The following is a 24783-nucleotide window of genomic DNA, read 5'->3' on the forward strand; positions in this document are numbered from 1 at the left end:
GGCGCGCCAAGGCGCTTCGCCTTCGGCTGAACCAGGGATTCCCGCCACAAGGGCGGGAATGACGGATCAAGCGGGTAGCTGGGCGGTGGCCCCGCCACCCAAGACAGCCGAATATAGGTCCGCCCGTCAGGCCTTCACCACCGCCTCGAACGCCGCCCGCGCCTCGGCCTTGGCCTTGGCCAGCTTGGTCTTCAGCGAGCGGAACTCGCGCACGCCGCCCGCCCGGGCCAGCAGCGCCCGGAAGGCCTTGGGCTCTGTATCGGGATCGTGCCCGTCCTCCAGCGCCACCTTCAGCAGCTGCGACAGGTCCTGCTCCAGCCGCCAGGCGCCCTCCAGCGCCGCCAGGGCCGCGGCGTCGCCCAGGCCCGCGCGGCCCAGGGCGGCCAGGGCCTCGCCGGTGTTCTGGGCCAGGGGGCCGCCGCTGGACGCGTGGACCAGTTGCAGGAACTGGGCGGCGAACTCGATGTCGACCAGGCCCCCGGCGGTCAGCTTGAGGTCCCAGTCGCCCTTGCCGGGCCGCTCGTCCTCCATCAGCTGGCGCATCTCCAGCACGTCGACGGCGGTCGTCTTCGGATCGCGCGGCCGGCGCAGGGCCACGGCGATCGCGGCCTCGGCCCGGGCCTGGAAGGCGGGCGACGAGGCCCAGATCACCCGCGCCCGGGTCAGGGCCTGCAGTTCCCAGGTCTCGGCCTCGCGCTCGTAATAGTCCTCGAAGGCCGCGAAGCTGACCGCCACCGGCCCCTTGGTCCCCGAGGGCCGCAGCTTCAGGTCCACCTCGTACAGCGTGCCCTCGCCGGTCGGGGCCGACAGGGCCGAGGTCAGGCGCTGGGTGAAGCGGGCGTAGAAGCTGTCGGCGGCCCAGCCCTTGATCGCCGATTGGCCCGCCGCGTCGTCGGCGGCGTAGAGGGTCATCAGGTCGAGGTCGGACTTGGCCGTCATCTCGCGCGAGCCCGCCTTGCCCAGGGCGACCACCGCCACCTGGCCCGGAAAGGCGCCACCCAGCCGCTCGACCTCGGCCAGGGCGGCCGGGGCCAGGCCGCCGACGATCAGGTCGGCCAGGTCCGCGAAGGCCGCGCCGGCGTCGCGCGCCCCGGCCGTGCCGCTGATCACCCGCACGCCGATCCGGAAGCTCTGGTCGCGGAACAGCCGCCGGGCGGCGTCCATCGCCCCCTCGAAGTCGGCCGGGTCCCAAGGAACCTGCCGGGGCATTTCCATCGGCCCGAAGAAGGCCGGGTCCAGCAGGGCGTCCAGGGCCGTGGGCCGGCGGGCCAGAGTGCTGGCCAGGCGCGGGGCGAAGGCCATGACCTCGACGATCAGCTCGAACAGGCGCGGCTGGGCCAGGAACAGCGACTGGATCTGCACGCCGCTGCTGAGGCCCGCGAAGAAGTCGCTGAACCGGTTGAAGGCGTCGTCCGGCGCGCCCGTGGCGTTGGCGGCGTCCAGCAGGCGCGGGGCCAGGCGGGTGAACAGCTCGCGGCCCCGCTCGGTGCGGGTGGCGGCGATGTGGCCATGGTGCCAGCCGCGGATCGTGGCGGCCACCCGCTCCGGATGGGAAAAGCCCATGCGCTTGAGCGTGGCCAGGGTCTCCGGATCGTCCTCGACGCCGGTGAACACCAAGCTGCCGAACCGCGACGACAGCGCCTCCTCGCCCTTGAACAGCGCGCCGTAGCGGCGGTTCACGCCCTTGAGGATCCGGCCGACCGCGGCGTCGAAGCCGCGCAGGACGCCGTGCCCCCACAGGGCCGCCACCTTCTTGCGGTCGGCGTCGGACTCCGGGAGCTTGTGCGTCTGGTCGTCGGCGATCATCTGGGCCCGGTGCTCCAGGGCGCGCAGGTCGCGATAGGCCGCGATCAGGTAATCGCGGTCCTCGGGCGTGACGTGGCCAGCCTCGGACAGGGCGGCCAGGGCGTCCAGGGTGCGCGGGCCGCGCAGGCCGGGGTGGCGACCGCCCAGGATCAGCTGCTGGGTCTGAACGAAGAACTCGATCTCGCGGATGCCGCCGCGTCCCAGCTTCAGGTCCGCCCCCTTGGCGGTCAGGCGGTCGTCCACCTTGTAGGCGTGGATCTGGCGCTTGATCGAATGGATGTCGGCGATGGCCGCGAAGTCGAGGTTCTTGCGCCAGATGAACGGCTGCAGCTCGGCCAGGAACGCCGCGCCGCGCGCCAGGTCGCCGGCCGCGATCCGCGCCTTGATGTGGGCCGCCCGCTCCCAGTTCTGGCCGACGCTCTCGTAGTAGTCGAGGGCCGCGTCGATCGGCATGGCCGGCGGGGTCGAGGACGGGTCGGGGCGCAGGCGCAGGTCGATGCGGAAGACGTAGCCGTCGGCCGTGCGCTCGGCCAGCAGCCGGCCCAGGTGGTTGGCGATGCGCACCGCCACGCCTTGCGGCTCGACGCCCTCGGCGACCGGCAGGGCCTCGGGCGCGTAGAAGATCGAAAAGTCGATGTCGCTGGAATAGTTGAGCTCGAAGGCGCCGTGCTTGCCCATGGCGACGCAGAACAGCCCCGGGGCTGGACCGTCCGGTCCCTCGCCCACGTGGGTCAGGGCCCCGCGCGCCACCTCCAGCCGCACCGCCTGGGCCAGGGCGGCGTGCAGGGTCGCGTCAGCGAAGCGGGTCAGGGCGCCGGTCACCGCGTCCAGGTCCCAGACCCCGCCCAGGTCGGCCAGGGCGGTCAGCAGGTGCAGGTCGGCCTTCAGTTCGCGCAGGAGCCAGCGGGCGGTCTCGAAGTCGGGCTCGGCGGCCGCGGCCTCGGCGGTCGTGAGGATCTGCTCCAGCCGAGCATCGGGATCGCTGTCGAGGATCGAAGGCAGCCGCAGGCCGTTGCGCCGCGCCAGGCCGGTCAGGTAGGGCGAGGCGGAAAAGATCGGCGCCAGGGCCGGCCAGGCGGCCTCGACCAGCGGCGCGGCCTCGCCGACCCGCCGGACGATCGCCTCATGCGCCCGTTCGGCGGCCTTGGGATCGACCACGGGGCCGCAGGGAGTGAGGCGTTCGAGCAGGCGAGTCATGGCCGCCACTGTGGCGCGGGGCGGTCGCGAGGTCATCCCGTCTCGTGACGGGCGCGCATCCGCTTGACAGTCGATGTTACAGGCGTAATCGTTAGAGTCGGAGACCGAACGCCATGAACATCACCCAGGCCGAAAGCCGCATCATGGATGCGCTCTGGACCCGCCAGCCCCTGACGGTCGACGAGATCATGGCCGAGGTCGCCGAGCCGCAGGGCTGGGGCGAGGCCACGGTCAAGACGCTGATCAACCGCCTGCTGAAGCGCAAGGCGATCCGCTCGGACCGCATCGACGGCCGGGCGCGCTACGCCCCGATCATCCAGCGCGCCGACTATGTGCAGGCCGAGAGCCAGAGCCTGCTTAACCGCCTCTTCGACGGCCAGCTGACGCCGCTGGTGGCGCATTTCGCCCAGCACCGCGCCCTGTCGACCGACGAGATCAAGCAACTGAAGACTCTGATCGAGGGTCTCGAACATGATGGCTGAACTGCTGGCCCTGACCCTGTTGCGCACCCAGGCGGCGGCGGCCGCGGCGGTGCTGCTGGTCCTGCTGCTGCGCGGCCCGATGCGGGCGGCGTTCGGGGCCGGCCTGGCCTATCGTCTGTGGGCCCTGGTGCCGGTGGCGGCGATCGCCACGGTGTTCCCCAGCCTGTCCGAGACCCTGGGCTCGGGCGCGCCGCCGCCGCTGATGGGCGAGGAGCGCGCCGTGCTGGTGCTGGCCATCTGGCTGGCCGGCGGCGTCGCCCTGGCCACGGTGATCCTGCTGCAGGAGCGCGCCTTCCGCGCCCGGGCCGAGGCCGGACGCGCCGGCCCCGCCGTCATGGGCGTCTTCTGGCCCCGCATCGTGCTGCCGGCCGACTTCACGACCCGCTTCGACGAGCAGGCCCGCAAGATGGTCGACCTGCACGAGCGCGCCCACATCAAGCGCGGCGACCCGGTCGCCAACCTGGCCATCGCCGGCATCCAGGTCCTGGGGTGGTGCAACCCGCTGATCCACCTGGGCGCCCTGTGCGCGCGACTGGATCAGGAGATGGCCTGCGACGCCTCGGTCCTGAGCCTGCGGCCCAACCTGCGGCGTCCCTATGCCGAGGCGCTGCTGGAGGCCCATACCCGCCGGACCGGCTCGCCCCTGGCCTGCTTCTTCGCCGCCCATCCCCTGCTGCTGCGGGTCAAGCTGCTGGCCCGGCCTGAGCCCAGCTATCGGCGCCAGACGGCCGGCGCGGCGACGATCGCCCTGATCGCGGTCGTCACCGCCCTGGGCGTCTGGACCGTCACGCCGCGCGGCCCGCTGCCCAACCAGGAGATCTCCTGGCCCGGCCGGTTCGTCGGCGACAGCCCGGTCGACGGCATCACCTTGCCCAAGCTGCATCACTGAGCACGGCCGGTCCTGATCGTTCCACCGCCGTGGCTTGACGACTATAATTACATCTGTAATTCTTTCGGACTACAGGCGTAATCCGCGCTCGGGCGCGGCGTCAGGCGGGCCGCGATCATGACCTTCGTTCTCAGAATGCCCGTGGCGCGCGGTCGCCACAGCCGTCGCAAGGCGCTGGCGGTGAGGATCTTCGACCTGGGCGTCATGGCCCTGGTCGCCTTCGCCGTCGGCCTGATGGTGATGTTCACGGTGCGCTATGAGATGAAGGTCGAACCCAAGCCCCCGGCCGCGGGCGGCCAGCTCGTCCAGGCCCGGTCGATGGCGCGGGTGCGCTGGGCCAGCGTCAAGCCGCGCCTGAGCGCCCGCCTGGCTCAGCCGCACGCCCTGGAGCTGGGCCGGGTGTGGGCGCGGCGCGACGGCCGGGTCTGCGGCCTGGTCAACGGCTGGGGCAGCTTCGGCGGCCTGACCGGCATGACCCGCTTCTACGCCCAGGGCGACGAACCGGTGTTCAAGCAGGACGGCCGTCCGGACTTCGAGGAGGAATGGTGGGCGTGCAAGCGCGACCGCTATGTGGTGATCCGCGAAGGCTCGGAAGAGACGGGTTTCTGCCCGACGAAGCTGGGCCGGCAGCGGTGTTTCGACGTGGTGTACGGGCGACCGGAATAGGTCGAGACGGCGATCACTTGCCCCCTACGGGTCGCTTCGCGGCCGTCTTCCCCCAGAGGGAAGAGCGCTCCGCCCCCTGTGGGGGCGGACAGACGGCGAAGCCGTCAGGTGGGGGCAAGTGCGTGAGCCGTGAGGCCCCTACTCCACCCGCGGCAGCACCAGCGCCACGCGCAGGCCCGGGCCGAAGCCGCCGTATTCGCCCGGCCCCTCGGCCAGTTCCAGCCGCCCGCCGTGCGAGGCGGCCACGGCCTGGACCAGCGACAGGCCCAGCCCCGCCCCGGGCTCGCTGCGGCTGTTCTCCAGCCGCACGAAGCGCTGGACCACCCGGGCGCGGTCGGCCTCGGGCACGCCGGGACCGGTATCGGTGACCGAGAACTCCAGCTCGCTGGACGAGGTGCGCCGGGCCCGCAGCATCACCGCCCCGCCCTCGGGCGTATATTTGATGGCGTTGTCGAGAATGTTGGCCAGGGCCTGGGCGATGAACTCGCGGTTGCCGCGCACGCCCAGGGCCGGAACGATCTCGGCCTTGAAGTCCAGGCCCTTGTCCTCGCAACTGGCCTCATAGAGCTCGGCCATGTCCGAGGCCAGTTCGCTGGCGTCGAACACCGCCTGGTTCGGCGCCTCGCCGGCCGCCTGCAGGCGGGCGATGGCCAGCACCGCGTTGAAGGTCTTCAGCACGCCGTCCGCGTCGGCCAGGGCGGTCTCCAACGCCGCCACCGGATCGCCCTTGCCGTTCTCGGCGTCGATCAGGGCCACCTCCATGCGGGCGCGCAGGCGGGTCAGGGGCGAGCGCAGGTCGTGGGCGATGGCGTCGCCGGCGTGGCGCAGGCCCCCCATCAGCCGCTCAATGCGGTCGAGCATGTCGTTGAGGCCCTCGGCCAGCTCGTCATACTCGTCGCGCGTGCCGCGCACCCGGGCCCGGGCGTGCAAGTCTCCGGCCCGCACCGCGTTCACCACGTCGACCAGCCCCTGCATGCTGCGCGAGACGTTGCGGCTGATCAGCACCCCGCCGGCCAGGCCCAGGATGATGACCAGCGCCCCGGCCCCGCGCAGGGCCCGGACGATCTTCATCACATAGCCTTCCGACTCCTGGACGTCGGCCCCGACGAACAGGGCCTCGCCGCCGCTCAACCGCTCCTGAACCCCACGCGCGGCGCGCTTGACCTCGGCCCCGTCGATGTCGGTCTCGGTGAGCTTGAAGGTCTCCCAGGTCGGGCCGGGACCGGTGAAGTCGTCGATCGGCGACTCCTCGATCGAGCCGGAGATCCGCTTGCCGTCCTTGTCGAGCAGCAGGTACAGGAACGGCCGCTCGCCGGTGGCGCGCTCGACGATGGTCTGGTTCAGGGCGTTGACCCCGCCCACCCGGTAGGCGGCCTCCAGGCTCTCCATCTCGCGGGTGATCTCGGCGTCGGCCCGGCGGTTCACCTCGCCGGCGGTGGCGATGTAGATATAGCCCAGGAACGCGCTGGCGGCCGCCGCGAACAGGGCCAGGAACAGCAGGGTCAGCCGGAACGGCGTCGATCGGATCAGGCGCGGCAGGCGCATGGGCTAGCTCTTCTTGCCGAGCAGGGTCGCGACATCGCGGCGACTATCGATAAGACGCAAGACCTGGATGCCGGCGTCATTAGGCAGTGTTTCATAGACGATCATCCAGGGAGCGACCGTGAAGACGCGTGGTTCGCCATCGAAATCTCTTCGCACTCGCCCCATCCGAGGACGCAAAGCCAACCTCTCGGCCATCCTGTCGATCCTCGAAAGCACCTCAGCAGCTCGTACGTGGCCGCTGTCCTGGGCGATCCAAGCATAGATGTGCTTGAAATCGCCTTGAGCTTTGCGAGTCCGGACGACCAGAGGCGCGTTCATCAGCCCTTTTGGCTTTTCTCGAATTCACGCCTGGCTTCCGCCAACATGGCCTCGAAATCCCAGGGTTCGACCCCGCCTTCGGCTATGTCCTCTCGCGCTTCCCGGATTAGCGCGTTGATCCCGTCGCGATTGCGCGCGATCCAAGCTTCCATCTCGGCGTCGGATTGCTCCGGGCCGAAATCCTCTTCGTCTTCGGGAACGGGCTGGGTCAGCTTGTTCATGGTCCCGAGCCTAACACGCCCCTGCCCCGCCGCCTACGGATCGAGCCGGTAGCCCGCCCCTCGCACGGTCTGCAGCATGGCCCGGTCGAAGCCCTTGTCGATCTTCGAGCGCAGCCGGGAAATGTGCACGTCGATGACGTTGGTCTGCGGGTCGAAATGGTATTCCCACACCTTCTCCAGCAGCATGGTGCGGGTCACCGACTGGCCGGCGTGGCGCATCATGAACTCCAGCAGCTGGAACTCGCGCGGCTGGAGATCGATCTCCTTGCCCTGGCGATGGACCGTCCGGTTGATCAGGTTCATTTCGAGCTCGCCCACCTTGAGGGTGGTCGCGACCGCCCCGGTCTCGCGGCGGCGCGACAGGGCGTCGACCCGGGCGATCAACTCGGCGAAGGCGTAGGGCTTGACCAGGTAATCGTCGGCCCCGGCCCGCAGGCCGGTGACGCGGTCGTTGATCTCGCCCAGGGCCGACAGGAACAGCACCGGCGTCTGGTCGCCCTCTCGGCGCAGGGTCTCGACCACCTCGACGCCGTTCTTCTTGGGCATCATCCGGTCGACGATCATCACGTCGAACTTGCCCTTGCCCGCCTCGGCCAGGCCGGCCTCGCCGTCGGGCGCGTGCGTGCATTCGTAGCCGGCCTCGGTCAGGCCGTGGCGCATCGCCGCCGCCGCCTCGAGGTCATCCTCGATGATCAGAATACGCATGCCCAATCCTCAACCCTGGCCCCGGATGCACGAAAGGGCGCCACCGTGCGAATCGATGACGCCCTCTATCGTGTTGTCGTCACGTCCCGGCGATGGTGACGTGATCCGCGCGCGGGCGAAAGCCCCCGCGTATCGCGGTTCTTACGGCGCGATCTTCAGCGGCACGATCGTGGGACGACCGGCGCGGACGATCCGCAGGTTGACGCTGGGGCGCTGCAGCTTCTTGGCCGCTTCCACCGCCGACGACACCTGGGCGGCCGAGGCGACCGGCTCGCCATTGACGCTGGTCAGGACGTCGCCCTTGCGCAGGCCCTTCTCGCCGGCGTCGGAATTGGCCTTCACGCCGTCGATCAGCACGCCCTTGACGGTCGGGTCGATGCTGTAGGTGCGGCGGGCCGACTCGTCGATCGGGACCAGGGTCATGCCCAGGGCTTCCGACTTCTGGACCTGCGGCTTGGCCGGCGCATCGGCGCCGCCCTCGTCGCTGTCGTCGTCGTTCAGGGCCAGTTCCTTCTCGGTGGGACGCACGCCCGACTTGATCTCGATCGTCCGCGGCTTGCCGCCTCGCAGGACCGACAGCTTCAGGGTGTCGCCCGGACGGCCCTTGGCCACTTCGCGGGTCAGTTCCGTGCCGCTCTTGATCTCCACGCCATTGACGGCGGTGATCACGTCCTCGGGCAGCAGGCCGCCCTTCTGGGCCGGACCGCCGGGCACCAGGTCGGCGACGATCGCGCCCTTGACGTCGCCCAGGCCCTGGGCGTCGGCCATTTCCTTGGTGAAGGGCTGGATCTGGGCGCCGATATAGCCGCGCACCACCTTGCCGCCGCTGATCAGCTGTTTGGCGGTGGCCTCGGCCACGTCGGCGGGGATGGCGAAGCCGATGCCCACCGAGCCGCCGGTCGGCGAGAAGATGGCGGTGTTGACCCCGATCACCCGGCCATAGATGTCGAACGAGGGACCGCCCGAATTGCCCCGATTGATCGGCGCGTCGATCTGGATGTAGTCGACGAAGTTCGACGAGCTGTCGCCCAGGTCGCGGTTATAGGCCGAGATGATGCCGGCCGTGGCGGTGCCGCCCAGGCCGAACGGGTTGCCGATGGTGATCACCCAGTCGCCGACCCGCGGCTTGGCCTGGTTCTCGAAGTTGACGAACGGGAACGCCGCGCCCTTGGCCTTGGGATCGACCACCTTGAGGACCGCCAGGTCGGTGCCCTCGTCGCGGCCGACGATCGTGGCCTTCAGCTCGCGGCCGTCCTTGAGCACGACATTGATGCCGTCGTCGTCGGCGTCGGCCACCACGTGGTTGTTGGTGACCAGATAGCCGTCGGCCGAGATGAAGAAGCCCGAGCCCGAGGACTGCTGCTTGGGCCCCGGGGCCTCCTCGCCGTCTTCGCCCTTCTGGCCCTTGGGCACGATGTCGAACCCTTCCAGGCCGGGAATGCGCAGCTTCGGCGCGGCGGCGGCCTTGGAGGTGACGTCGATCTGCACCACGGCGGGCGAGACCTGTTCGAAGATGTCGGCGAACGACATCGGGGCGCCGGGCGGCGGCGCGAACATCGGCGCGCCGGCGGCCATCGGCGCGCCCGAGGTGCGGATCACCTGCGGCTCGGCGGCGCCCGCGGGGCCCATGCGCATACCCACGCCGACCAGCGCCGCGCAGGCCACGCCCGCCCCGGCCACCGCACCGACAAAGAAACCAGACTTCCTAGCAGCCATCTTACGTCTTTCCTCACCCACGGCGCGCGGCGCCGGGTCCTTGGCCTGAGAACCTAGTTGCGCTGGCGAAAGGCGCAATGGTCTTCGATGAGATCATGCGTCCACGCTCAAGATGGTCTTGCGGCGTCTTCGCGGCGCAATCGTGTCATTCGTCCTTCAACAACACCTGAAGACGCGCCTCCTCCACCTGCGAAAGCGGCGCAGAATCTTCACCGTCCGCCGCCGAGGCTGCCCGTCGGCGCAACAGCAGCGCCATCAGCACGCCGCCCAGGATCAGCGCGATCGCCGGCGTGGCCCAGAGCAGGGCGTTGCCGGCCGAGAACGGCGGCTTGAGCAGCACGAACTCGCCATAGCGCTCGACCAGGAACGCGCGGATCTGCTTGTCGCTGCGTCCCTGCTTCACTTGGTCGCGTACGACCTGGCGCAGGTCGCCGGCCAGCGCGGCCTCGGAATCGTCGATCGACTCGTTCTGGCAGACCAGGCAGCGGACCTCGCGGAACAGCGTGCGGGCCCGGGCCTCCTGGGCCGGATCGGGCAGGCGCTCGGCCGGATCGGCGGCGGCCCCGGCCATGCAGGCGATGGCGGCCAACGCGACAAGCATCCCCCGCCCCTTCTCCCCTTGCGGGAGAAGGGGTCGGCGTAGCCGACGGATGAGGGGTCGTAGGGCGGCGACACCGCGAACGATCGAGGTTGAAAGGTTTGAGAGACCCCTCATCCGACCGCCTTCGGCGGCCACCTTCTCCCGCAAGGGGAGAAGGAAGGGGAAAACCGACCTCACGCCGCACGCTCCGCGCGCTTGCCCACCCCAAACCGCAGGCGGCGGTCCGACAGCGAGACCAGGCCGCCGATCGCCATGACCAGCGGGCCCAGGAAGATCAGCCGGACCCACGGATTGACGAAGGCCCGCACCAGCCAGGCCGGCTGGCCGTCCGGGCCGGCCCGGCGCTCGCCCAGCACCACATAGAGGTCGTCCAGCACCTTGGGGCAGATCGCCACCTCCGAGGTGGTCTGCTTGCCGGTGGGATAGAAGCGGCGCTCGGGCCGCGCCTCGCAGACCGGCGCGCCGGCCCGGGTGATCTTCACGATCCCGCGCTCGGCGATGTAGTTCTCGCCCTCCACCGTGCCGACGTCGGTCAGAGCCAGTTCGTAGGCGCCCAGCTTCAGCTGACCGCCGACGCTCAGGGCCTGGGCCGCCTCGACCCGCCACGTCGTCTCGAACGCCGCGCCCAGCACGAAGATCCCCAGGCCGGCATGGGCCAGGGTCGTGCCCCAGGCTCCGCGCGGCAGGCCGGTCAGGCGGCGGCGGACCTCGGGCCAGGGCGCGCGGAAGGCCTTCACCCGCTCGGCCAGCTCCAGCACCGCCCCGCCCACCAGCCAGAAGCCGACGACCAGGCCGGCGCTGGCCAGGGCGCTGCGCGGGGCGACGGCGGCGAAGGCCGCCAGGCCCAGGATCGCGGCGATCGCCAGGGCCAGCCATAGGCGGCGGACCACCAGCCGCGCGTCGCCGCGCTTCCAGGCCAGCAGCGGCCCCGCCGGGAGGATCGCCATGGCCAGGACCATCAGGGGCACGAAGGTCATGTTGAAGAACGGCGCGCCGACCGACACCGCCTCGCCGTCGGTCGCCTCGCGGATCAGCGGGAACAGGGTCCCGACCAGCACCACGGCCGTGGCGGTCGACAGGATGATGTTGTTCAGGACGATGGCGCTCTCGCGGCTGACCGGGGCGAACAGGCCGCCGCTGTTCAGGCTGGGCGCGCGCAGGGCGAACATCGCAAAGCCGGCGCCGGCCGCGATCCCCATGATGGTCAGCAGCAGGATTCCCCGCGTGGGGTCGACGGCGAAGGCGTGGACGCTGGTCAGCACGCCCGAGCGCACCAGGAACGCGCCCAGCATCGAGAAGGTGAAGGCCGCCAGCCCCAGGAACACCGTCCAGCCCGGCAGGGCGCCGCGCTTCTCCAGCACCACGGCCGAGTGCAGCAGGGCCGAACCGATCAGCCAGGGCATGAAACTGGCGTTCTCGACCGGGTCCCAGAACCACCAGCCGCCCCAGCCCAGCTCGTAATAGGCCCAGAAGGCGCCCAGGGTGATGCCGACGGTCAGGAAGCTCCAGGCCGCCAGCGTCCAGGGCCGCACCCAGCGCGCCCAGGCCGCGTCGACCCGGCCCTCGATCAGGGCGGCCATCGAAAACGAGAACACCACCGAAAAGCCGACATAGCCGGCGTAGAGGAACGGCGGGTGGAAGGCCAGCGCCGGGTCCTGCAGCAGCGGGTTCAGCGACGCGCCCTCGACCGGGACATCCAGCAGCCGGGCCATCGGGTTGGAGGCGAAGACGGTGTAGGCCAGGAACAGCACGCCCAGCGCGCCCTGGGTCGCCACCGCATAGGCCCGCAGGCGCGGCGGCAGGGCCTCGCCGAAGCTGGCCACGGCCGCGCCGTAGCCGGTCAGCACCAGGCACCACAGCAGCATCGAGCCCTCGTGGCTGCCCCAGGCCCCGGCCACCTTGTACAGCATCGGCTTGGCGGTGTGGGAGTTGGCCGCGACATTGGCCACCGAGAAGTCCGACACCACGAAGGCGTGGATCAAGGCCAGGAAGGTCAGGGCCGTGCCCAGGAAGGCCCCCAGCGCGGCGCCCCGCCCCGCGCCGGCCAGCAGCGACGAGCGCCGCGCCCCGCCGATCGCCGACAGGATCATCTGCAGGGCCGACAGGACCAGGGCCAGGACCAGGGCGTAGGCGCCGAATTCGGTGATCACGTCGTGGGTTTCCCCGGCTTGTAGCCCTGGTACGACGGCGCCTGTCCGTCGCCGCGCCACTCGCCCTGTTCCTTCAGGGCCTTGGAGACCTCGCGCGGCATGTAGCGCTCGTCGTGCTTGGCCAGCACCTGCTTGGCGACGAAGGTTCCGGACGCGTCGAACGCCCCCGACGCCACCACGCCCTGGCCCTCGCGGAACAGGTCCGGCAGGTCGCCCTTGTAGCGGACCAGGGCGGTGGAGCGCTGGTCGGCGACCACGAACTCGACCAGGCCGTCCGGATGCTTGACGACGCTGCCGGCCTTGACCAGCCCGCCCAGCTGCACCTTGCGGCCGGCCGGCACGTGGGCGGCGGCGGCCTGGGCCGGGGTGTAGAACAGCGAAATGGCGTCGCGCATCCCCCATAGCGCCAGGCCAACGGCCAGCGCCACCACGGGGGCGGCGACGGCCAGGACGGTCAGGCGACGGCGCGCCTTGCGGGATTTGGGCAGGAAACTCATGGCTGGGTCTTCTGGGCGGGAGTCTGGGCGGCCTGGCGCAGGGCGGCCAGCACCTTGGGCTGGTCCTTGTAGCGGGCCTCGGCCTTGGCCAGGGTCGCGTCGCGGCGGGCGGCGTCGCCCAGCACGGCGTAGGCGCGCACCAGTTTGACCCAGCCGTCGGGATCGTCGGGACTGGCCTCCAGCCGGGCGGCCAGGCCGGCGACCATGCCCTGGATCATGCCTTGAACATCGCCGTCCGAGCCGCCCTCGGCCGGCTGGCCGGTGGGGGCGGCGCTGGGCCGCAGGCCGCCGTCGGCCTGGACCTGGGCGATCTGGTGACCAAAGCCCATGCGGCGCGGATCGTCGGGCGGCAGGTCGGCCAGCAGCGCTTTCCAGTCGGCCAGGCCGCCCTGGACGTCGCCGTTGGCGATCCGGGCCAGGCCCAGGTGATAGCGGGCGCTGACGTTCCTGGGATCGCGCTTCAGCGCCTCGGCGAAGGCCTTGCGGGCGTCGGTCCCGATCTCGCCGTCGCCATCGGCCACGAAGGTCTCGCCCAGGCCGGCCCACAGGTCGGCGCGGGCCGGGGCCAGGATCACGGCGCGGCGCAGGGCCTGGGACGCGCCGGTGGCGTCACCGGCCGCCATCCGGGCCAGGGCCAGGTTCTTCAGCGGCTCGGGATCGGTCGGACGCTGGACGGCGATCTGCTCCAGCACCGTGGCGATCTTCTGCGGCTCCAGCTGGGCGGGGTCGGTGTTGCGCCAGGCGGCCACGCGCTTGAGGAACGGCTGGTCGGCCAGGCCCGGGGCGCCGACCACGCCGTAGAGCGCGATCGCCAGCAGCGGGGCGGCGGCGGCCAGGGCCAGCACCAGCGGCCGCAGCTTGGGATCCGTCGGCGGCCACGGCGCCTGGTGGTCGGCGGCGGCGATCAGGCGGCGGGCGGCTTCGGCCCGGGCCCCCTTCAGCTCGGCGTCGGCCAGCAGGCCCCGCTCGGCCAGGTCGTCGATCTCGGACAGCTGGCGCCGGTGCACGGCCAGGCTGGCGTCGTCGCCGCCCGCGCTCGCAGCCGCGGACGCCCGCGCCGCGCCGCGCAGCACCAGGGCGGCGACGACGGCCGACAATCCCGCCGCGGCGATCCAGAAAGCGATCATGTCGCGCGTGTTAGCCGGGAAAACGGCGGCGCCGTTAGCGAAAAAAGCGCTTAAGGGCCGCGATGACCCTAAGCCGCCGCCGCCATGGCCGCGGCCGCGCGGCGGCGGACGATCTCGGCGGTCTTTTCATCGCGGCTGTAGGCGATGTAGCCGGCGGCCAGGTCGACATAGAGCCGCGCCAGGCCCTGGTCGCCGCCGTCGCCGGTCCGCACGATGTGCAGGATGTCCTCGATGTACTGGTCCAGGCGGCCGTTCAGCTTCTCCAGCACCTTGGCGCGGCTGGAGCCGTAGCCGCTCTGCGTGGCGCAGCCGCGGATCTCGGCGATGAACACCAGCACCGCCGTCAGCCGGCGGGCCTGGACCTCGTCGGGCTCGGCCGTCAGCAGCGGCACGCCCTTGCCCTTCTTGCCGCCCAGGATCGAGATCGGCCGCAGCGGCAGGGCCGCCAGCAGCTCCTTCTCGGCCGCGTTCATCCGCGTCTCGACCGCCTGGGCGATGGCCTGCTTGTACTTGACCAGGCGCCGGCCCCAGGGGCCGTCCTTGGCCAGGTTCACCGACTGCTCCAGCTCGGTGATCTGCTGGGCGACCCTCTGGGCGGCATGGGCGGCCTTGCGGCCTTCCGTCTCGCCCTTGGCCGGGTCGAAGGCGTTGATGAAGTCGATGTTCTTCTCGATGTCGGCCAGCACCCGCTCGCCGAACACCCCGACCTCGGACGAGGCCCAGAACTTGTCGCCCGGCCGGTCCATGACCGCCGAGATCACCCGCAGGATCCGCCAGTCGTCCGGAAGGTGGGCGGCCAGCATCTCGAACAGCAGCGGCCCGGCGTCCGGGCGGATGGCGCAGGCGTCCTTGTAGGCCAGCCGGGCCGAGGAGGCGCGATCCTCGCTCATCTTGCTGACCCATTCCTGCAGCTTGGGCAGGGCGGCGCGGACGATGACCGACAGCTCCAGGCACGAGGCCAGGGCGTCGACGTCGCAGACGGCGTCCAGCGCCTGGAAGCCCGGCTCGGCCTGGGCGCGCAGGCCGCGGGAGGCAACCTTGCACAGCTCGTCGAAGACGTCGGGCGGGCCCTGCTCCAGGTCCCACGGATTGCAGCGCGCCGCGGCCTCCTCGACCTTCCTGGGCGCCTGCCGCCTCAGGGCGGCCCACAGCAGGGGCAGGGTGCGGGGCGGGAAGGCGGTCTGTCCTGCCTCGCGCAGGGCGCACAGCGGGACGATCGGGGCCAGGACGCTGTTGCGGACATAACGGGCGGTAACTTCGTCCTCGACCAGGCCGCGCACGGTCGCCAGCGCGCCCTGCCCGCCGGCGGGGCCGGCCAGGGCGAGCTCGAGGCTGCGCAGAGCGGCGTCGGGCGCGGTTTCCACCAGCTTCCGGACCATCAGCAACTTGTTGGCGGCGATCGCTGCCATAACCCCCCACCGGATCGGCCCGCTCCGGGCCGCGTCAACCATGTCGCCAACGAGGTTAAGACTTTCCGAAACCATAAGTTTTCGCGGCGCGAACGGCAGCGTCGAAAGGTCGCTGGGGCCAGGAAAGCGGTTTCCGTCGATGTCAGGTTGAGCGCGTCGGCCCGTCGTTCTCCCCTGCCGCGAAACGGGCGGGAAGAGCGGTGGTCACCCCTCCGACCGCGGCAGCACCAGGGTCACGCGCAGCCCGCCCAGGGGCGAGGCGCCCAGGGTGACCGAGCCGCCGTAGGCGCGGGCCAGTTCGTCCACGATCGACAGGCCCAGCCCCGAGCCGGGCGTGTGCTCGTCCATCCGCTGGCCGCGCTTGAGGGCGTCGGTCCAGCGGTCGGGCGGCAGGCCGGGACCGTCGTCGTCGACGGTCAGGGTCATCTGCTCGGGCGAGCTGGCCACAGCCTCGGCCCGCACCTTGCCCTTGCACCACTTGCCGGCGTTTTCCATCACGTTGCCGGCCAGTTCCATGAAGTCCTGGCGCTCGCCCTGGAAGCACAGGTCGTCGGGGCACCGCCAGTCGATCTGGACACCCTTGTCCTGGAAGATCCGCTCCAGGGTCACGGCCAGCTCGTCCAGGATCGGTTCGACCGGCGTGCGCTCGCCCGAGGTCTGGGAGCGGGCGGCGGCGCGAGCCCGGCGCAGGTGGTGGTCGACCTGCTCACGCATGGTCTGGGCCTGGCGCTCGACGACCTCGGCCAGGGCGCCGGGCCGCTGGCCCGCCTCGGTCAGCATCACCGACAGCGGGGTCTTCAAGGCGTGGGCCAGGTTGCCGACGTGGGTGCGCTGGCGCTCGACCACCTCCTGGTTATGCGACAGCAGGGCGTTCAGCTCGACGGCCAGCGGCGCCAGCTCCTCCGGATAGTCGCCGTCCAGCTTCTCGGCCTTGCCGCGCCGCACCGAGGCCACCTCGCGGCGCAGGCGGAACAGCGGCACCAGGCCGACCCGCACCTGCACCACCACCGCGGCGATCAGGCCGCCGCCCAGGATGACCAGGGCGAAGGTGGTGATGCGCCCGAAGCGGTCGGCGTCGGCGTCGATCGGCGAGCGGTCCTCGGCGGCGATGAACACCACCGGCCGCGGGTAGCCGGGCAGCCGGGCCAGCAGGGCGGCGGCGCGCAGCGGCCGGTTCTGCGGCCCCTTGAGGTCGAAATAGAGGGTCTTGCCGGGCTCGGACATCAGCCGCTCGGACTGCTCGACCGGGATCACCAGGTCGCTGTCGAACAGCGAGCGCGAGCGCTCGATCACGTTCAGTCCGCCGCCGCCCGGCGGCTGGTCGAAGATCGTCCAGTAGCGGCCCGAATAGGCCCGGGTGGCGCGGATGTCGGTCAGGACCGGGGCCTTCAGCACCCCGTCGTCGACGGTGGAGCCGGCATAGAGGTCGTCGGTCAGCACGGCCAACGATTGGTCGAACCGGCGGATGGCCGCGTCGCGGAACTGGGCGGTCAGGAACACGCCCGCCAGCACCAGCACCACCAGGTTCCACGCCGCCGCCAGCAGCACCAGCCGCCGGACCAGCGAGCGCTTGCTGAGGTCCCACATGGGTTAGGCCTCGCCCACGGTGGCGACTAGGGGCTCAGGACACATTTCCGTTTCGCTCACCTTGCCCCTTTTTCCCGCTCATCCCGACGAAAGTCGGGACCCAAGCCGAGCCTGGCGGTTTCGCTCTGACCCAGCAACCTGCCTCAGCTTGGGTCCCGCTTTCGTCGGGATGAGCGGAGTTTTGGGTTGGGCCAGACCCAAGTTGGCGAATGCCCTACCCTTCCGTCGTCTCGCCTTCCAGCGGCGTCAGGCGGTAGCCCAGGCCGCGCACGGTCTCGATCCGGTCGCTGCCCAGCTTCTTGCGCAGCCGGCCGATGAACACCTCGATGGTGTTGGAGTCGCGGTCGAAGTCCTGGTCGTACAGGTGCTCGACCAGTTCGGTGCGGCCGATCACCCGGCCCTGGTGCATCATCATGTAGTGCAGCAGGCGGTATTCCAGCGAGGTCAGGCGCAGGGGCTCGCCGTTGACGCTGGCCCGGGCGGCGCGCGGATCCAGGCGCAGGCCGCCGCACGACAGGGTCGGCGAGGCGTGGCCGGACGAGCGGCGCAGCAGCGCGCGCAGGCGGGCCAGCAGCTCCTCGGTATGGAACGGCTTGGTCAGGTAGTCGTCGGCGCCGGCGTCGAAGCCCGCCACCTTCTCGTTCCACGAGCCGCGCGCGGTCAGGATCAGCACCGGGGTGGCGACGTTGCCGCGCCGCCAGCGCTCCAGCACCGACACGCCGTCCACCTTGGGCAGGCCCAGGTCCAGCACCACCGCGTCGTAGGGTTCGGTCTCGCCCAGGAACTGGGCCTCCTCGCCGTCGGCGGCGTGGTCGACGGCGTAGCCCGCGTCGCCCAGGGCCAGCTTCAGCTGGCGCGACAGGTCGGGATCGTCTTCGACAAGCAGGATGCGCATGGAGGAGTCTCTGTCTCGTGACGCTGGATCGGAAACTTAGTTGGCGCTGAGAATCTGGCCGGTCTGGGCATCGACGATGAAGTCGATGCGGCGACCGTCGGTCGTGGCCCAGCGGACCCGGTAGTTGGGGCCTTCCAGGCCGGCGTCCAGCACCCGGCCCGGCGTGCGGCGGCCGATCTGCTCGATCACCCGGCTGAGCGGCACCAGACGCCCCGACTGCACGCCCCCGCGCGCCTGGTCCTGCCGGGCGCGCCAGTCGGCGCCCAGCGAGTCCGGGCCGCGCTGCGCGGACGCCACGCCGGGGAGGGCGGCGGCGGCCAGGGCGGCGGCGAAGAGGAAATGGATCGGCTTCATGGGCTCCGGTTTAGAGCGTCGCGGCTGAATAGAGGCTGAACACGGCCGTTATGGACGGGCAACGTCGTTCTGTCACGGATTCGACGAACGAAGGTCCGGCGGGCCGCCTTCGATCGATCCGGCCGCCAAACCGAAGGACGACGCCTCCGCCGCGGACTTGCCAGTGAAATCGCCCGGCCCTAGCGTGCAATCTTCGCGTGCAGGGTCCGCGGGTTACAGCCCAACGCGCCATGCGCCGCGACGGATCCTTGAGGGTCCGGATCCTGAAGGCGCCGTCTTTTTGGGGGGAGGCATGCGACTATTCGGAGATGTCAGGCCGTCGTTCCTGGCCTGGGCGCTGGCGGCGGGCCTGAGCAGCCTGGCCGCCGCGGCCGTGGCCGACCCGCCGCCGCCCAGCGCCAGCCCCACCCCGGTCGACGGCGTGATCCAGGCCCTCGGCGTCTCGCCGTCCCGGCTGGGCGCCAACGCCGACCAGCTGACCGTCCTGCCCACGGGCGCGCCCGGCCCGGTGACGCTGACCGTCGACCGGCCGGCCGACAAGCAGGCCCTGGACCTGGGCGCGCGGCCCGGCGACCGGGTCTGGCTGACGGTGGACGATCCGCTGAGCCCGCAGCATGTGGTCCAGATCACCCGCCTGGCGCGGCCCGTGCCAGTCCTGCAGCGGACGATCGCCCTGGTCGCCGCCTTCGCGGTGATCGCCGCCTTCGCCAGCCTGGCCACCGCCGGCCGGCCCTGGCGGTTCCTGGTCGGGAACGACAACCGCATGAGCAATTCCCAGACCCAGATGGCGCTGTGGTTCGGCGTGGTGGCCATGGTCTACGGCGCGACCCTGATCCTGCGCGCCTGGTTCCTGGGCTGGGAGTTCATGGGCGGCATCGCCATGACCACCAACGTCCTGGCCATGACCGGGCTTTCGGGCCTGTCGTTCGGCGCGGCCAAGGTGGTGGCCGTGCAGAAGGACGCCAACGCCGCGGCCGCCCCCGCCGTCGACGGCGCGCCCGCTCCGCCTGGCGTCGCACCCCGGCCCCGGATCGCCGACCTGGTGCTCAACGACTACGGCGCCGCCGACCTGGGCGACTTCCAGATGATCCTGATCAGCAGCGTCGCCACCCTGATCTTCGCCGCGGCCAGCTGGGAGTTCCTGACGATGATCGACATCGTCCGCGCCACCACCCTCCCCGACGTCGACACCGCCCTGCTGGGCAGCTTCGGCGTCGGCCAGGGGGCCTATCTGATCAAGAAGGCGGCGCTGCCGAACGGGGTGGGGTGAGATGGTTCGACGCCCGTGGATGGCGTTCGATGACCGGCCTCGTCACCCTTCGTATTGACAACGTGGATACGTTGCCCAACAATGCTCGAATGGTCAAGAGCCACGCCCCTATATTGGCCGACTTGCCTTCGGGAGCCGCGACAAGCGCGGAGCCCTCCCCGTCCGGCGCCGAGGTCAAGGGCAGCATCAACCTGCGTATCGAGACGCAGACTCGCCAGCTCATTGATGACGCCGCCGCCATCCTGGGAAAGACCCGAACCGAGTTCATGATCGAAAGCGCCCGGGCGCTCGCGATCGACGTGCTGCTGGATCAACGCCTGTTCGCCCTCGACTCCGAACGCTACGATGCGTTCGTCCATGTACTCGACAATCCTCCAGCGCCTGGACCGAAGTTGCGCGCGCTGCTGCGTCGAGTCCCCGCGTGGAAGACCTAGCGTCGGGCGCCGGAGAGTCGCAGGCCAAGCTGTCGGCTCCGGTCCCTTTGACGGCGGAGCACGATCTCTCCAACTTCGATTGCGGCGAACCGGCGCTGAACGACTGGCTGAAACAACGCGCGCTCAAGAACGAGAGCCGCTTTTCCAGGACCTATGTGGTTTGTGAAGGCGCCAGCGTCGTCGCCTATTTCTGCATTTCCGCAGGCGCGGTGGACCGGGAGGCCGCGCCAGGCAAGCTCCGCCGCAACGCCCCGGAGGCGATCCCGGTCTCCGTGATCGGCCGCTTGGCGGTCAGCCGCTCCCATGCCGGCCGCGGCCTCGGCGCCGACATTCTCTCGGACGCCCTTCGAAGGATCGCCATCGCTTCGCAAAGCATCGGGATCGGCGCGGTCCTCGTTCAAGCCAAGGATCAGCGGGCCAGACAGTTCTATCTGGCTTGCGCTGAATTCATCGAATATCCGGCGGAGAGCCGCACGCTGTTCCTGCCCATCGAAACCATCATCGCGGCCTTTGGCTGAACGCTTTTCGACGACAGAACGCAGGTCGCCGGAGAGGGCGTGGTGACCGCCCCGCTACCGCCGCTTCGGCGCGTAGGGCCGCTTGTCCCGCCACGTCTCGGCGAACTTCTCCAGCTCGGGGTCCGGCGCGTCCGGCAAGGTCACCACCAGCCGCGCGAACAGGTCGCCGCGGTGGCCCTTGGCGTCGGAGAGGCCGCGGCCCTTCAGCCGCAGCTTGGCGCCGCTGTTGGAGCCCTTGGGGACGGTCAGGGTCACCGGGCCGTCGGGCGTGGGGGCCTCGACCTTGCCGCCCAGCACCGCGTCGGGGACGCTGACCGGCAGGTCCATGACCAGGGCGCCGTTCTCGGGCCGGTAGATCGGGTGCGGCTTGATGGCCAGCTCGATCAGGGCGTCGCCCTGGCCGCCGCGGCCCGGGCTGCCCTGGCCCTTCAGGCGCAGCGTCTGGCCTTCCTGGGCGCCGGCCGGGATGGTGACGTCGATCGTGCGGCCGTCCGAGAAGGCCACGCGCTTCTTGCCGCCCTTGATCGCCTCCTCCAGGTCGATGTCGAGCCGGGCGCGCACGTCGGCGCCCTTGGCCGCGAAGCCGCCGCCGAAGCCGCCGCCCGCCCCGGCCCCCGCGCCGCGATTGCGGCCCAGGATGTCGCCGAACAGGTCGTTGAGATCGATCTCCGGCCCCTCGCCGCCGCCGCTGCCGCGGAAGCCGCCGCCGCGCCCGCCGAAGCCGGCCCCGAACGGGTTGCCGCCGCCGCCGAACCCGCCGCGCATCGTCTCGCGGCCGTCGGCGTCGATCTCGCCGGCGTCGAACTTCTTGCGCTTGTCGGCGTCGCCCAGGATGTCGAAGGCGGCGCTGACCTGCTTGAACTTCTCCTCCGACTTCTTGTCGCCCTTGTTGGCGTCGGGGTGATGCTGCTTGGCGAGCTTGTGGAACGCCTTGCGGATTTCCGCCGCGCTCGCGGTGCGGGAAACGCCAAGCTCCAGATAGGGGTCGCGCGCCAAGGAGGCTCCTCACGTCAGTTCAAACAGGCGGAACGCCTCAATTAGGCCGTTCGGCGCGGCGCGCAAGCGTTATGTTGCATTATTATCACAGCAAGGCCCGTGACACGGCGCCCCAGCCGAACAGGGCCGAGCCCTGGGCGACCCTGACAGCCATCACCCCGGTCGGTCCAGCGGGGAAATCGGCGGCCCGCTGGACGGCCGTGTAGGTGAAGGCCGGGGTGGCGGTTTCGGCCGTCCGGATCACCCGCTCGCCGTCCAGGATCTCGACGCGATAGGCCTCGCGCTCCTCGCTCAGCGGGACCTCGGCGTCCCAGCCGTCGCCGGCCAGGCGGGTCCGGCGGATCCAGGTCACGACAACGTCGCCGCCCTGGGACCGGACCCGCAGGTGGGCCGGCGACCAGGGCCGGGCCGACAGGCCGCGCCAGGTCTCGACCGTCTGGCTCATCGACGGTCCCGAGGCCGGGCCGCCGGCCGGGGCGGCGCGCCAGGTCAGGGGCAGGCCGCGCTCGGCCAGGGCCAGGTCGGCGCGGACCAAGGCCTCGTCCAGCACCACCACCGCCGCCCCGGCCGGGGTCAGGGCGGCGGTGGCCGGGTCGCTGCCGGCCTGGCCGCGCAGCAGGCCCGACAGGACCCAGGTGTCGGCGCCGACCGGCTCGGCGGTCAGGAACTGGACGATCTCCCACTCACCACCGGCCCCGCGCACCGCCAAGGCGTTGGCCCCGGCCAGCACGGCCGAGCGGTCGCGACTGACCGGCGCCGCGCCTTCCAGCCGCACGGTCAGCCGCGTGGCCGGGTCGAAGCGATGCAGCGGCCCGGCCGGCAGGTCCGACAGGGTGACGCCCAGCGTGGCAGGCACGGTCGCCGTGGTCCGCACGCGCAGGGCCTCGACGCCCGCGCCGGCCTGGACGTCGAAGGCCCGCCAGGGCGAGGCCGCCACCGCGACCAGCGGCCGCTCGTCGGCCTGGCCCGGCAGGTCCAGCACGTGCAGCACCGGCGGGCCGGGGACCTCGCGCGGCGCGGCGGGCGACCAGTCCAGGTCGCCGCCCACCCGCACCGGCTCGACCACCGGCGCCAGCTGGGCGCGGGGATGTTCGTCCAGGTCGACCCGCGTCACCCGCCAGACCGCGCCGTCCCCGACCAGGCTCGGCAGGTCCAGCCGGTCGCCGGGCTCCAGCCGCAGGGCGGCCAGGGGCGACAGGTGGACGGTCGCCTCGCGCGGGTCGGCGGCGGCCAGCAGCCGCTCGGCCACGGCCCGGGCGTCGGCGGCGGCCAGCACCAGCGGCGCGTCGAGGTCGGCGCTCCCCTCCCCCGCCTCGCGGCGGACGATCACCGAACCGGTCTGGTAGTCGCGGGCGGCGTCGATGAAGCGCAGGCGCAGGGCCTGGACCGGGGCGGCCAGGGCCCGGGCGCCGGTCAGCGGCGCGACGCGATCCTCCGGCCAGGCCAGGTCGTCGTCGCCCAGCGTCAGGACCGGCGCGCCCGAGCGGCCGGCCAGGGCGACGCCGTCCTGGCGCTCGACCGGGTCCAGGGCGAAGGCCTCCAGCAGCGGGGCCAGGGCGTCGCGCAGCCGCATCGGCCGGTCGACCACATAGCCGACCACGCTGCCGCCCGCCTCGCCCGGGTCGACCGCCGCGCCGGCCCGCTGGGCCAGGGCGGCGACCAGCTCGGGCAGCGGCGCGATCCCCGCCCGGCCGTTCAGCCAGTGGCCCAGGGTCCAGTTCGGCCCGTCGGCCCAGACGCCGCCGCGGGCTGGGAAGTCGGGGAACGGCCGGGCGTCCCAGCACCAGGCCGCCGCCCCCTCGATCATCGGCCCGCCATAGACCGGCGAGACCGGATTGGTCGCCGGATCAGCCAGGTGGGCCAGCACCGCCTCCAGCGCCCGCCGCTGGCCCAGCTCGTCGCGGGTCCCGTCCGAGAACGGCGGCAGGGCGCTCTCGGCGCTCTTCTGGTCGACGAACAGGTTCGGCGCATTGGCGCCCCTGTCGACCGCGCCGCAGCCGAACTCGACCAGCCGCAGCGGCTTGGAGCGGGGAACCCACGCCGTCGGCGCCGTGGCGCGCACGCCGCCGGTCCGGTCGAAATGCGGCTGGCTCCACCACGACAGCAGGTCCTTGGGCCGGAACACCCAGGGCTCGGCGTAGGCGCCGTCGGTGATCGGGGTGCGGACCTGGGCCAGACGGTCGGCGTCCGAGGCGTAGAACCAGTCGAAGCCTTCGCCGCCGACCAGATTGGCGCGCAGATAGGTCAGGTCGTGCGGCCCGCCCCGCCCGGCGTCCAGGTGGTCGTCGCCGTCCCGCCAGTCGGCCATCGGCGGGTAGAAGTCGATCCCGACGAAATCGATGTTGGCGTCGCTCCACAGCGGATCGAGGTGGAAATGGACGTCGCCGGAGCCGTCGGCCGGCTGGTGGCCGAAATACTCGCTCCAGTCGGCGGCGTAGCCCAGCTTCGTCGCCGGCCCCAGCAGGATCCGGACCTCGCCGGCCAGGCTCTTTAGCGCGCTCACGGCCGGATAGGACGAAGCCCCGTCGCGCACCGTGGTCAGGCCGCGCAGCTCCGAGCCCAGGATGAAGCCGTCGACCCCGCCCGCCAGCTGGGCCAGCTTGGCGTAGTGCAGCAGCATCCGCCGCAGGCCCCAGTCGCCGGCCGGACCGCCATAGGTCGGTAGGCCGTCCGCCGCCCCGAACTGGCTCGCTGTCGCCGCGCCGAAGAAACTGGCGACCTGCGCCCCGGCGGCCGCCGTCCTGTCCGGCGAGCCCGGACGGCCGGCGGCGGGATGGCAGGTGATCCGCCCGCGCCAGGGATAGGCGCCCTGCCGCGCGCCGCCATAGGGGTCGGGCAGGCCGTTCCCCGCCGGCACGTCCATCAGCACGAACGGATAGAGGGTCACCTTCAGGCCGCGCCGCGATAGGCCGGCGTCCCGCCGGCGTCACTTGGGCCCTCGACGGCCGCGATCAGGGGATCGGGCCCCTGGTCCTCGGCCCCGGTGTGGACGCGCATGACCACTCCGGCCATGTCCATCGGCTTGCCGTCGGCCCAGACGCGGCCGATCCCTTCGATCGGCCCCTCGCAGACGGCCACGGCGAACGACAGGCTGTAGGCGGCGCTGGTCGTGCGCGCGCCCTTGCCGCCGCCGGACCGGCCGTCGAGCCAGCGCTCCTTGAACCGCGCCGCCCAGATCACCTGGCCGGCCACGCGGGCCCGGCCGAACACCGCCGCCATCGGCGCGCCCTCGGCCGCGCCCGACAGCCGCAGCTCGGGAATGCGCGGCCCGACGCGGCGGGCGGGGGTCAGGGCGTCGAGCGCGGCGCTGTCGATCGCCGCCCCGACCGCCAGGCCGATCGCGCCGCCGACGGGACCCGCCACGGCCGTGCCGACGGCGGAGAGAATGACCTGGGCCATG

At 71.6% G+C, this 24783-nt stretch carries 23 protein-coding genes; 6 read left to right on the top strand and 17 right to left on the bottom strand.

Annotation, left to right across the window (positions count from 1 at the left end):
- Positions 1-126 precede the first annotated feature (126 nt).
- The gene (locus EV278_RS17410; RefSeq protein ID WP_132094536.1) at positions 127-3003 is read right to left on the bottom strand and encodes a bifunctional [glutamine synthetase] adenylyltransferase/[glutamine synthetase]-adenylyl-L-tyrosine phosphorylase; all 2877 of its coding nucleotides are present in this window, start codon (positions 3001-3003) and stop codon (positions 127-129) included.
- Between the two features lie 113 nt (positions 3004-3116).
- On the opposite strand from EV278_RS17410, the gene EV278_RS17415 reads away from it, so the two are divergent.
- The 3 genes from EV278_RS17415 (at position 3117) to EV278_RS17425 (ending at position 5040) form a co-directional block, all read left to right on the top strand.
- Positions 3117-3485: a BlaI/MecI/CopY family transcriptional regulator gene (locus EV278_RS17415; protein WP_132094314.1), complete on the top strand. Its 369-nt coding sequence runs from the start codon at positions 3117-3119 to the stop codon at positions 3483-3485.
- The gene (locus tag EV278_RS17420; RefSeq protein ID WP_132094317.1) at positions 3475-4374 is read left to right on the top strand and encodes a M56 family metallopeptidase; all 900 of its coding nucleotides are present in this window, start codon (positions 3475-3477) and stop codon (positions 4372-4374) included. Before EV278_RS17415 ends, EV278_RS17420 begins: the two co-directional genes overlap by 11 nt.
- 117 nt (positions 4375-4491) lie before the next feature.
- The gene (locus EV278_RS17425; RefSeq protein ID WP_132094320.1) at positions 4492-5040 is read left to right on the top strand and encodes a hypothetical protein; all 549 of its coding nucleotides are present in this window, start codon (positions 4492-4494) and stop codon (positions 5038-5040) included.
- 138 nt (positions 5041-5178) lie between these two features.
- On the opposite strand, the gene EV278_RS17430 is transcribed toward EV278_RS17425, so the two are convergent.
- From EV278_RS17430 to EV278_RS17490, 13 genes are all read right to left on the bottom strand, one after another.
- Positions 5179-6585 (bottom strand): HAMP domain-containing sensor histidine kinase, encoded by a 1407-nt coding sequence (locus EV278_RS17430; protein WP_132094323.1) that lies wholly within the window; start codon positions 6583-6585, stop codon positions 5179-5181.
- A 3-nt stretch (positions 6586-6588) separates the two neighbouring features.
- Positions 6589-6903, bottom strand: coding sequence for a type II toxin-antitoxin system RelE/ParE family toxin (locus EV278_RS17435; RefSeq protein WP_132094326.1), 315 nt, complete (start codon positions 6901-6903; stop codon positions 6589-6591).
- Positions 6903-7124 carry a hypothetical protein gene (locus tag EV278_RS17440; protein WP_132094329.1) on the bottom strand — a complete coding sequence of 74 codons (222 nt, stop codon included), beginning with the start codon at positions 7122-7124 and terminating at the stop codon, positions 6903-6905. Before EV278_RS17440 ends, EV278_RS17435 begins: the two co-directional genes overlap by 1 nt.
- A 33-nt stretch (positions 7125-7157) precedes the next feature.
- Positions 7158-7829 (bottom strand): response regulator transcription factor, encoded by a 672-nt coding sequence (locus EV278_RS17445; RefSeq protein WP_132094332.1) that lies wholly within the window; start codon positions 7827-7829, stop codon positions 7158-7160.
- A 141-nt stretch (positions 7830-7970) separates the two neighbouring features.
- Positions 7971-9545: a trypsin-like peptidase domain-containing protein gene (locus EV278_RS17450; RefSeq protein ID WP_132094335.1), complete on the bottom strand. Its 1575-nt coding sequence runs from the start codon at positions 9543-9545 to the stop codon at positions 7971-7973.
- A gap of 145 nt (positions 9546-9690) precedes the next feature.
- Complete coding sequence (locus EV278_RS17455; RefSeq protein ID WP_132094337.1) at positions 9691-10146, bottom strand: cytochrome c-type biogenesis protein; 456 nt, start codon at positions 10144-10146, stop codon at positions 9691-9693.
- Between the two features lie 173 nt (positions 10147-10319).
- Positions 10320-12296, bottom strand: coding sequence for a heme lyase CcmF/NrfE family subunit (locus EV278_RS17460; RefSeq protein ID WP_132094340.1), 1977 nt, complete (start codon positions 12294-12296; stop codon positions 10320-10322).
- Positions 12293-12793 (bottom strand): cytochrome c maturation protein CcmE, encoded by a 501-nt coding sequence (gene ccmE, locus EV278_RS17465; protein WP_132094343.1) that lies wholly within the window; start codon positions 12791-12793, stop codon positions 12293-12295. The genes EV278_RS17460 and ccmE overlap by 4 nt, the downstream gene beginning before the upstream one ends.
- Positions 12790-13920 carry a c-type cytochrome biogenesis protein CcmI gene (gene ccmI / locus EV278_RS17470; protein ID WP_132094346.1) on the bottom strand — a complete coding sequence of 377 codons (1131 nt, stop codon included), beginning with the start codon at positions 13918-13920 and terminating at the stop codon, positions 12790-12792. The genes ccmE and ccmI overlap by 4 nt, the downstream gene beginning before the upstream one ends.
- Positions 13921-13988: 68 nt before the next feature.
- Positions 13989-15329 (bottom strand): hypothetical protein, encoded by a 1341-nt coding sequence (locus EV278_RS17475; protein WP_132094349.1) that lies wholly within the window; start codon positions 15327-15329, stop codon positions 13989-13991.
- Positions 15330-15533: 204 nt separating this feature from the next.
- Positions 15534-16916 carry an ATP-binding protein gene (locus tag EV278_RS17480; RefSeq protein ID WP_132094352.1) on the bottom strand — a complete coding sequence of 461 codons (1383 nt, stop codon included), beginning with the start codon at positions 16914-16916 and terminating at the stop codon, positions 15534-15536.
- 214 nt (positions 16917-17130) lie between these two features.
- On the bottom strand, positions 17131-17811 hold the full coding sequence (locus EV278_RS17485; RefSeq protein ID WP_035078112.1) for a response regulator transcription factor: 681 nt from the start codon (positions 17809-17811) through the stop codon (positions 17131-17133).
- Positions 17812-17847: 36 nt separating this feature from the next.
- On the bottom strand, positions 17848-18165 hold the full coding sequence (locus tag EV278_RS17490; RefSeq protein WP_132094355.1) for a PepSY domain-containing protein: 318 nt from the start codon (positions 18163-18165) through the stop codon (positions 17848-17850).
- Positions 18166-18457: 292 nt separating this feature from the next.
- On the opposite strand from EV278_RS17490, the gene EV278_RS17495 reads away from it, so the two are divergent.
- Genes EV278_RS17495 through EV278_RS17505 form a run of 3 tightly spaced genes read left to right on the top strand, consistent with a single transcriptional unit; the run spans position 18458 to position 20387 of the window.
- Positions 18458-19435 carry a hypothetical protein gene (locus tag EV278_RS17495; protein ID WP_132094358.1) on the top strand — a complete coding sequence of 326 codons (978 nt, stop codon included), beginning with the start codon at positions 18458-18460 and terminating at the stop codon, positions 19433-19435.
- A 29-nt stretch (positions 19436-19464) separates the two neighbouring features.
- The gene (locus EV278_RS17500) at positions 19465-19869 is read left to right on the top strand and encodes a DUF1778 domain-containing protein (RefSeq protein ID WP_243692244.1); all 405 of its coding nucleotides are present in this window, start codon (positions 19465-19467) and stop codon (positions 19867-19869) included.
- Complete coding sequence (locus EV278_RS17505; RefSeq protein ID WP_132094361.1) at positions 19857-20387, top strand: GNAT family N-acetyltransferase; 531 nt, start codon at positions 19857-19859, stop codon at positions 20385-20387. Before EV278_RS17500 ends, EV278_RS17505 begins: the two co-directional genes overlap by 13 nt.
- 54 nt (positions 20388-20441) lie before the next feature.
- Here EV278_RS17505 and EV278_RS17510 read toward each other — a convergent pair whose 3' ends face one another.
- The 3 genes from EV278_RS17510 to EV278_RS24475 form a co-directional block, all read right to left on the bottom strand.
- Complete coding sequence (locus EV278_RS17510; protein WP_132094365.1) at positions 20442-21383, bottom strand: DnaJ C-terminal domain-containing protein; 942 nt, start codon at positions 21381-21383, stop codon at positions 20442-20444.
- 85 nt (positions 21384-21468) lie between these two features.
- Positions 21469-24270 carry a glycoside hydrolase/phage tail family protein gene (locus EV278_RS17515; protein ID WP_243692245.1) on the bottom strand — a complete coding sequence of 934 codons (2802 nt, stop codon included), beginning with the start codon at positions 24268-24270 and terminating at the stop codon, positions 21469-21471.
- Between the two features lie 2 nt (positions 24271-24272).
- Positions 24273-24782, bottom strand: coding sequence for a hypothetical protein (locus EV278_RS24475; protein WP_165916686.1), 510 nt, complete (start codon positions 24780-24782; stop codon positions 24273-24275).
- Between the last annotated feature and the right edge of the window lies 1 nt (position 24783).

Source organism: Caulobacter sp. BK020 (assembly GCF_004342605.1).
In the GTDB taxonomy this organism is placed as follows: Bacteria; Pseudomonadota; Alphaproteobacteria; order Caulobacterales; family Caulobacteraceae; genus Caulobacter.

Bases quoted from the DNA above. Each gene is read 5' to 3' on its own strand.
- EV278_RS17490 (WP_132094355.1), bottom strand. From the start codon at position 18,165: ATGAAGCCGATCCATTTCCTCTTCGCCGCCGCCCTGGCCGCCGCCGCC.
- ccmE (WP_132094343.1), bottom strand. From the start codon at position 12,793: ATGAGTTTCCTGCCCAAATCCCGCAAGGCGCGCCGTCGCCTGACCGTC.
- EV278_RS17425 (WP_132094320.1), top strand. From the start codon at position 4,492: ATGACCTTCGTTCTCAGAATGCCCGTGGCGCGCGGTCGCCACAGCCGT.
- EV278_RS17410 (WP_132094536.1), bottom strand. From the start codon at position 3,003: ATGACTCGCCTGCTCGAACGCCTCACTCCCTGCGGCCCCGTGGTCGAT.
- ccmI (WP_132094346.1), bottom strand. From the start codon at position 13,920: ATGATCGCTTTCTGGATCGCCGCGGCGGGATTGTCGGCCGTCGTCGCC.
- EV278_RS17445 (WP_132094332.1), bottom strand. From the start codon at position 7,829: ATGCGTATTCTGATCATCGAGGATGACCTCGAGGCGGCGGCGGCGATG.
- EV278_RS17415 (WP_132094314.1), top strand. From the start codon at position 3,117: ATGAACATCACCCAGGCCGAAAGCCGCATCATGGATGCGCTCTGGACC.
- EV278_RS17430 (WP_132094323.1), bottom strand. From the start codon at position 6,585: ATGCGCCTGCCGCGCCTGATCCGATCGACGCCGTTCCGGCTGACCCTG.
- EV278_RS17500 (WP_243692244.1), top strand. From the start codon at position 19,465: ATGACCGGCCTCGTCACCCTTCGTATTGACAACGTGGATACGTTGCCC.
- EV278_RS17475 (WP_132094349.1), bottom strand. From the start codon at position 15,329: ATGGCAGCGATCGCCGCCAACAAGTTGCTGATGGTCCGGAAGCTGGTG.
- EV278_RS17450 (WP_132094335.1), bottom strand. From the start codon at position 9,545: ATGGCTGCTAGGAAGTCTGGTTTCTTTGTCGGTGCGGTGGCCGGGGCG.
- EV278_RS17420 (WP_132094317.1), top strand. From the start codon at position 3,475: ATGATGGCTGAACTGCTGGCCCTGACCCTGTTGCGCACCCAGGCGGCG.
- EV278_RS17480 (WP_132094352.1), bottom strand. From the start codon at position 16,916: ATGTGGGACCTCAGCAAGCGCTCGCTGGTCCGGCGGCTGGTGCTGCTG.
- EV278_RS17455 (WP_132094337.1), bottom strand. From the start codon at position 10,146: ATGCTTGTCGCGTTGGCCGCCATCGCCTGCATGGCCGGGGCCGCCGCC.
- EV278_RS17440 (WP_132094329.1), bottom strand. From the start codon at position 7,124: ATGAACAAGCTGACCCAGCCCGTTCCCGAAGACGAAGAGGATTTCGGC.
- EV278_RS24475 (WP_165916686.1), bottom strand. From the start codon at position 24,782: ATGGCCCAGGTCATTCTCTCCGCCGTCGGCACGGCCGTGGCGGGTCCC.
- EV278_RS17435 (WP_132094326.1), bottom strand. From the start codon at position 6,903: ATGAACGCGCCTCTGGTCGTCCGGACTCGCAAAGCTCAAGGCGATTTC.
- EV278_RS17485 (WP_035078112.1), bottom strand. From the start codon at position 17,811: ATGCGCATCCTGCTTGTCGAAGACGATCCCGACCTGTCGCGCCAGCTG.
- EV278_RS17495 (WP_132094358.1), top strand. From the start codon at position 18,458: ATGCGACTATTCGGAGATGTCAGGCCGTCGTTCCTGGCCTGGGCGCTG.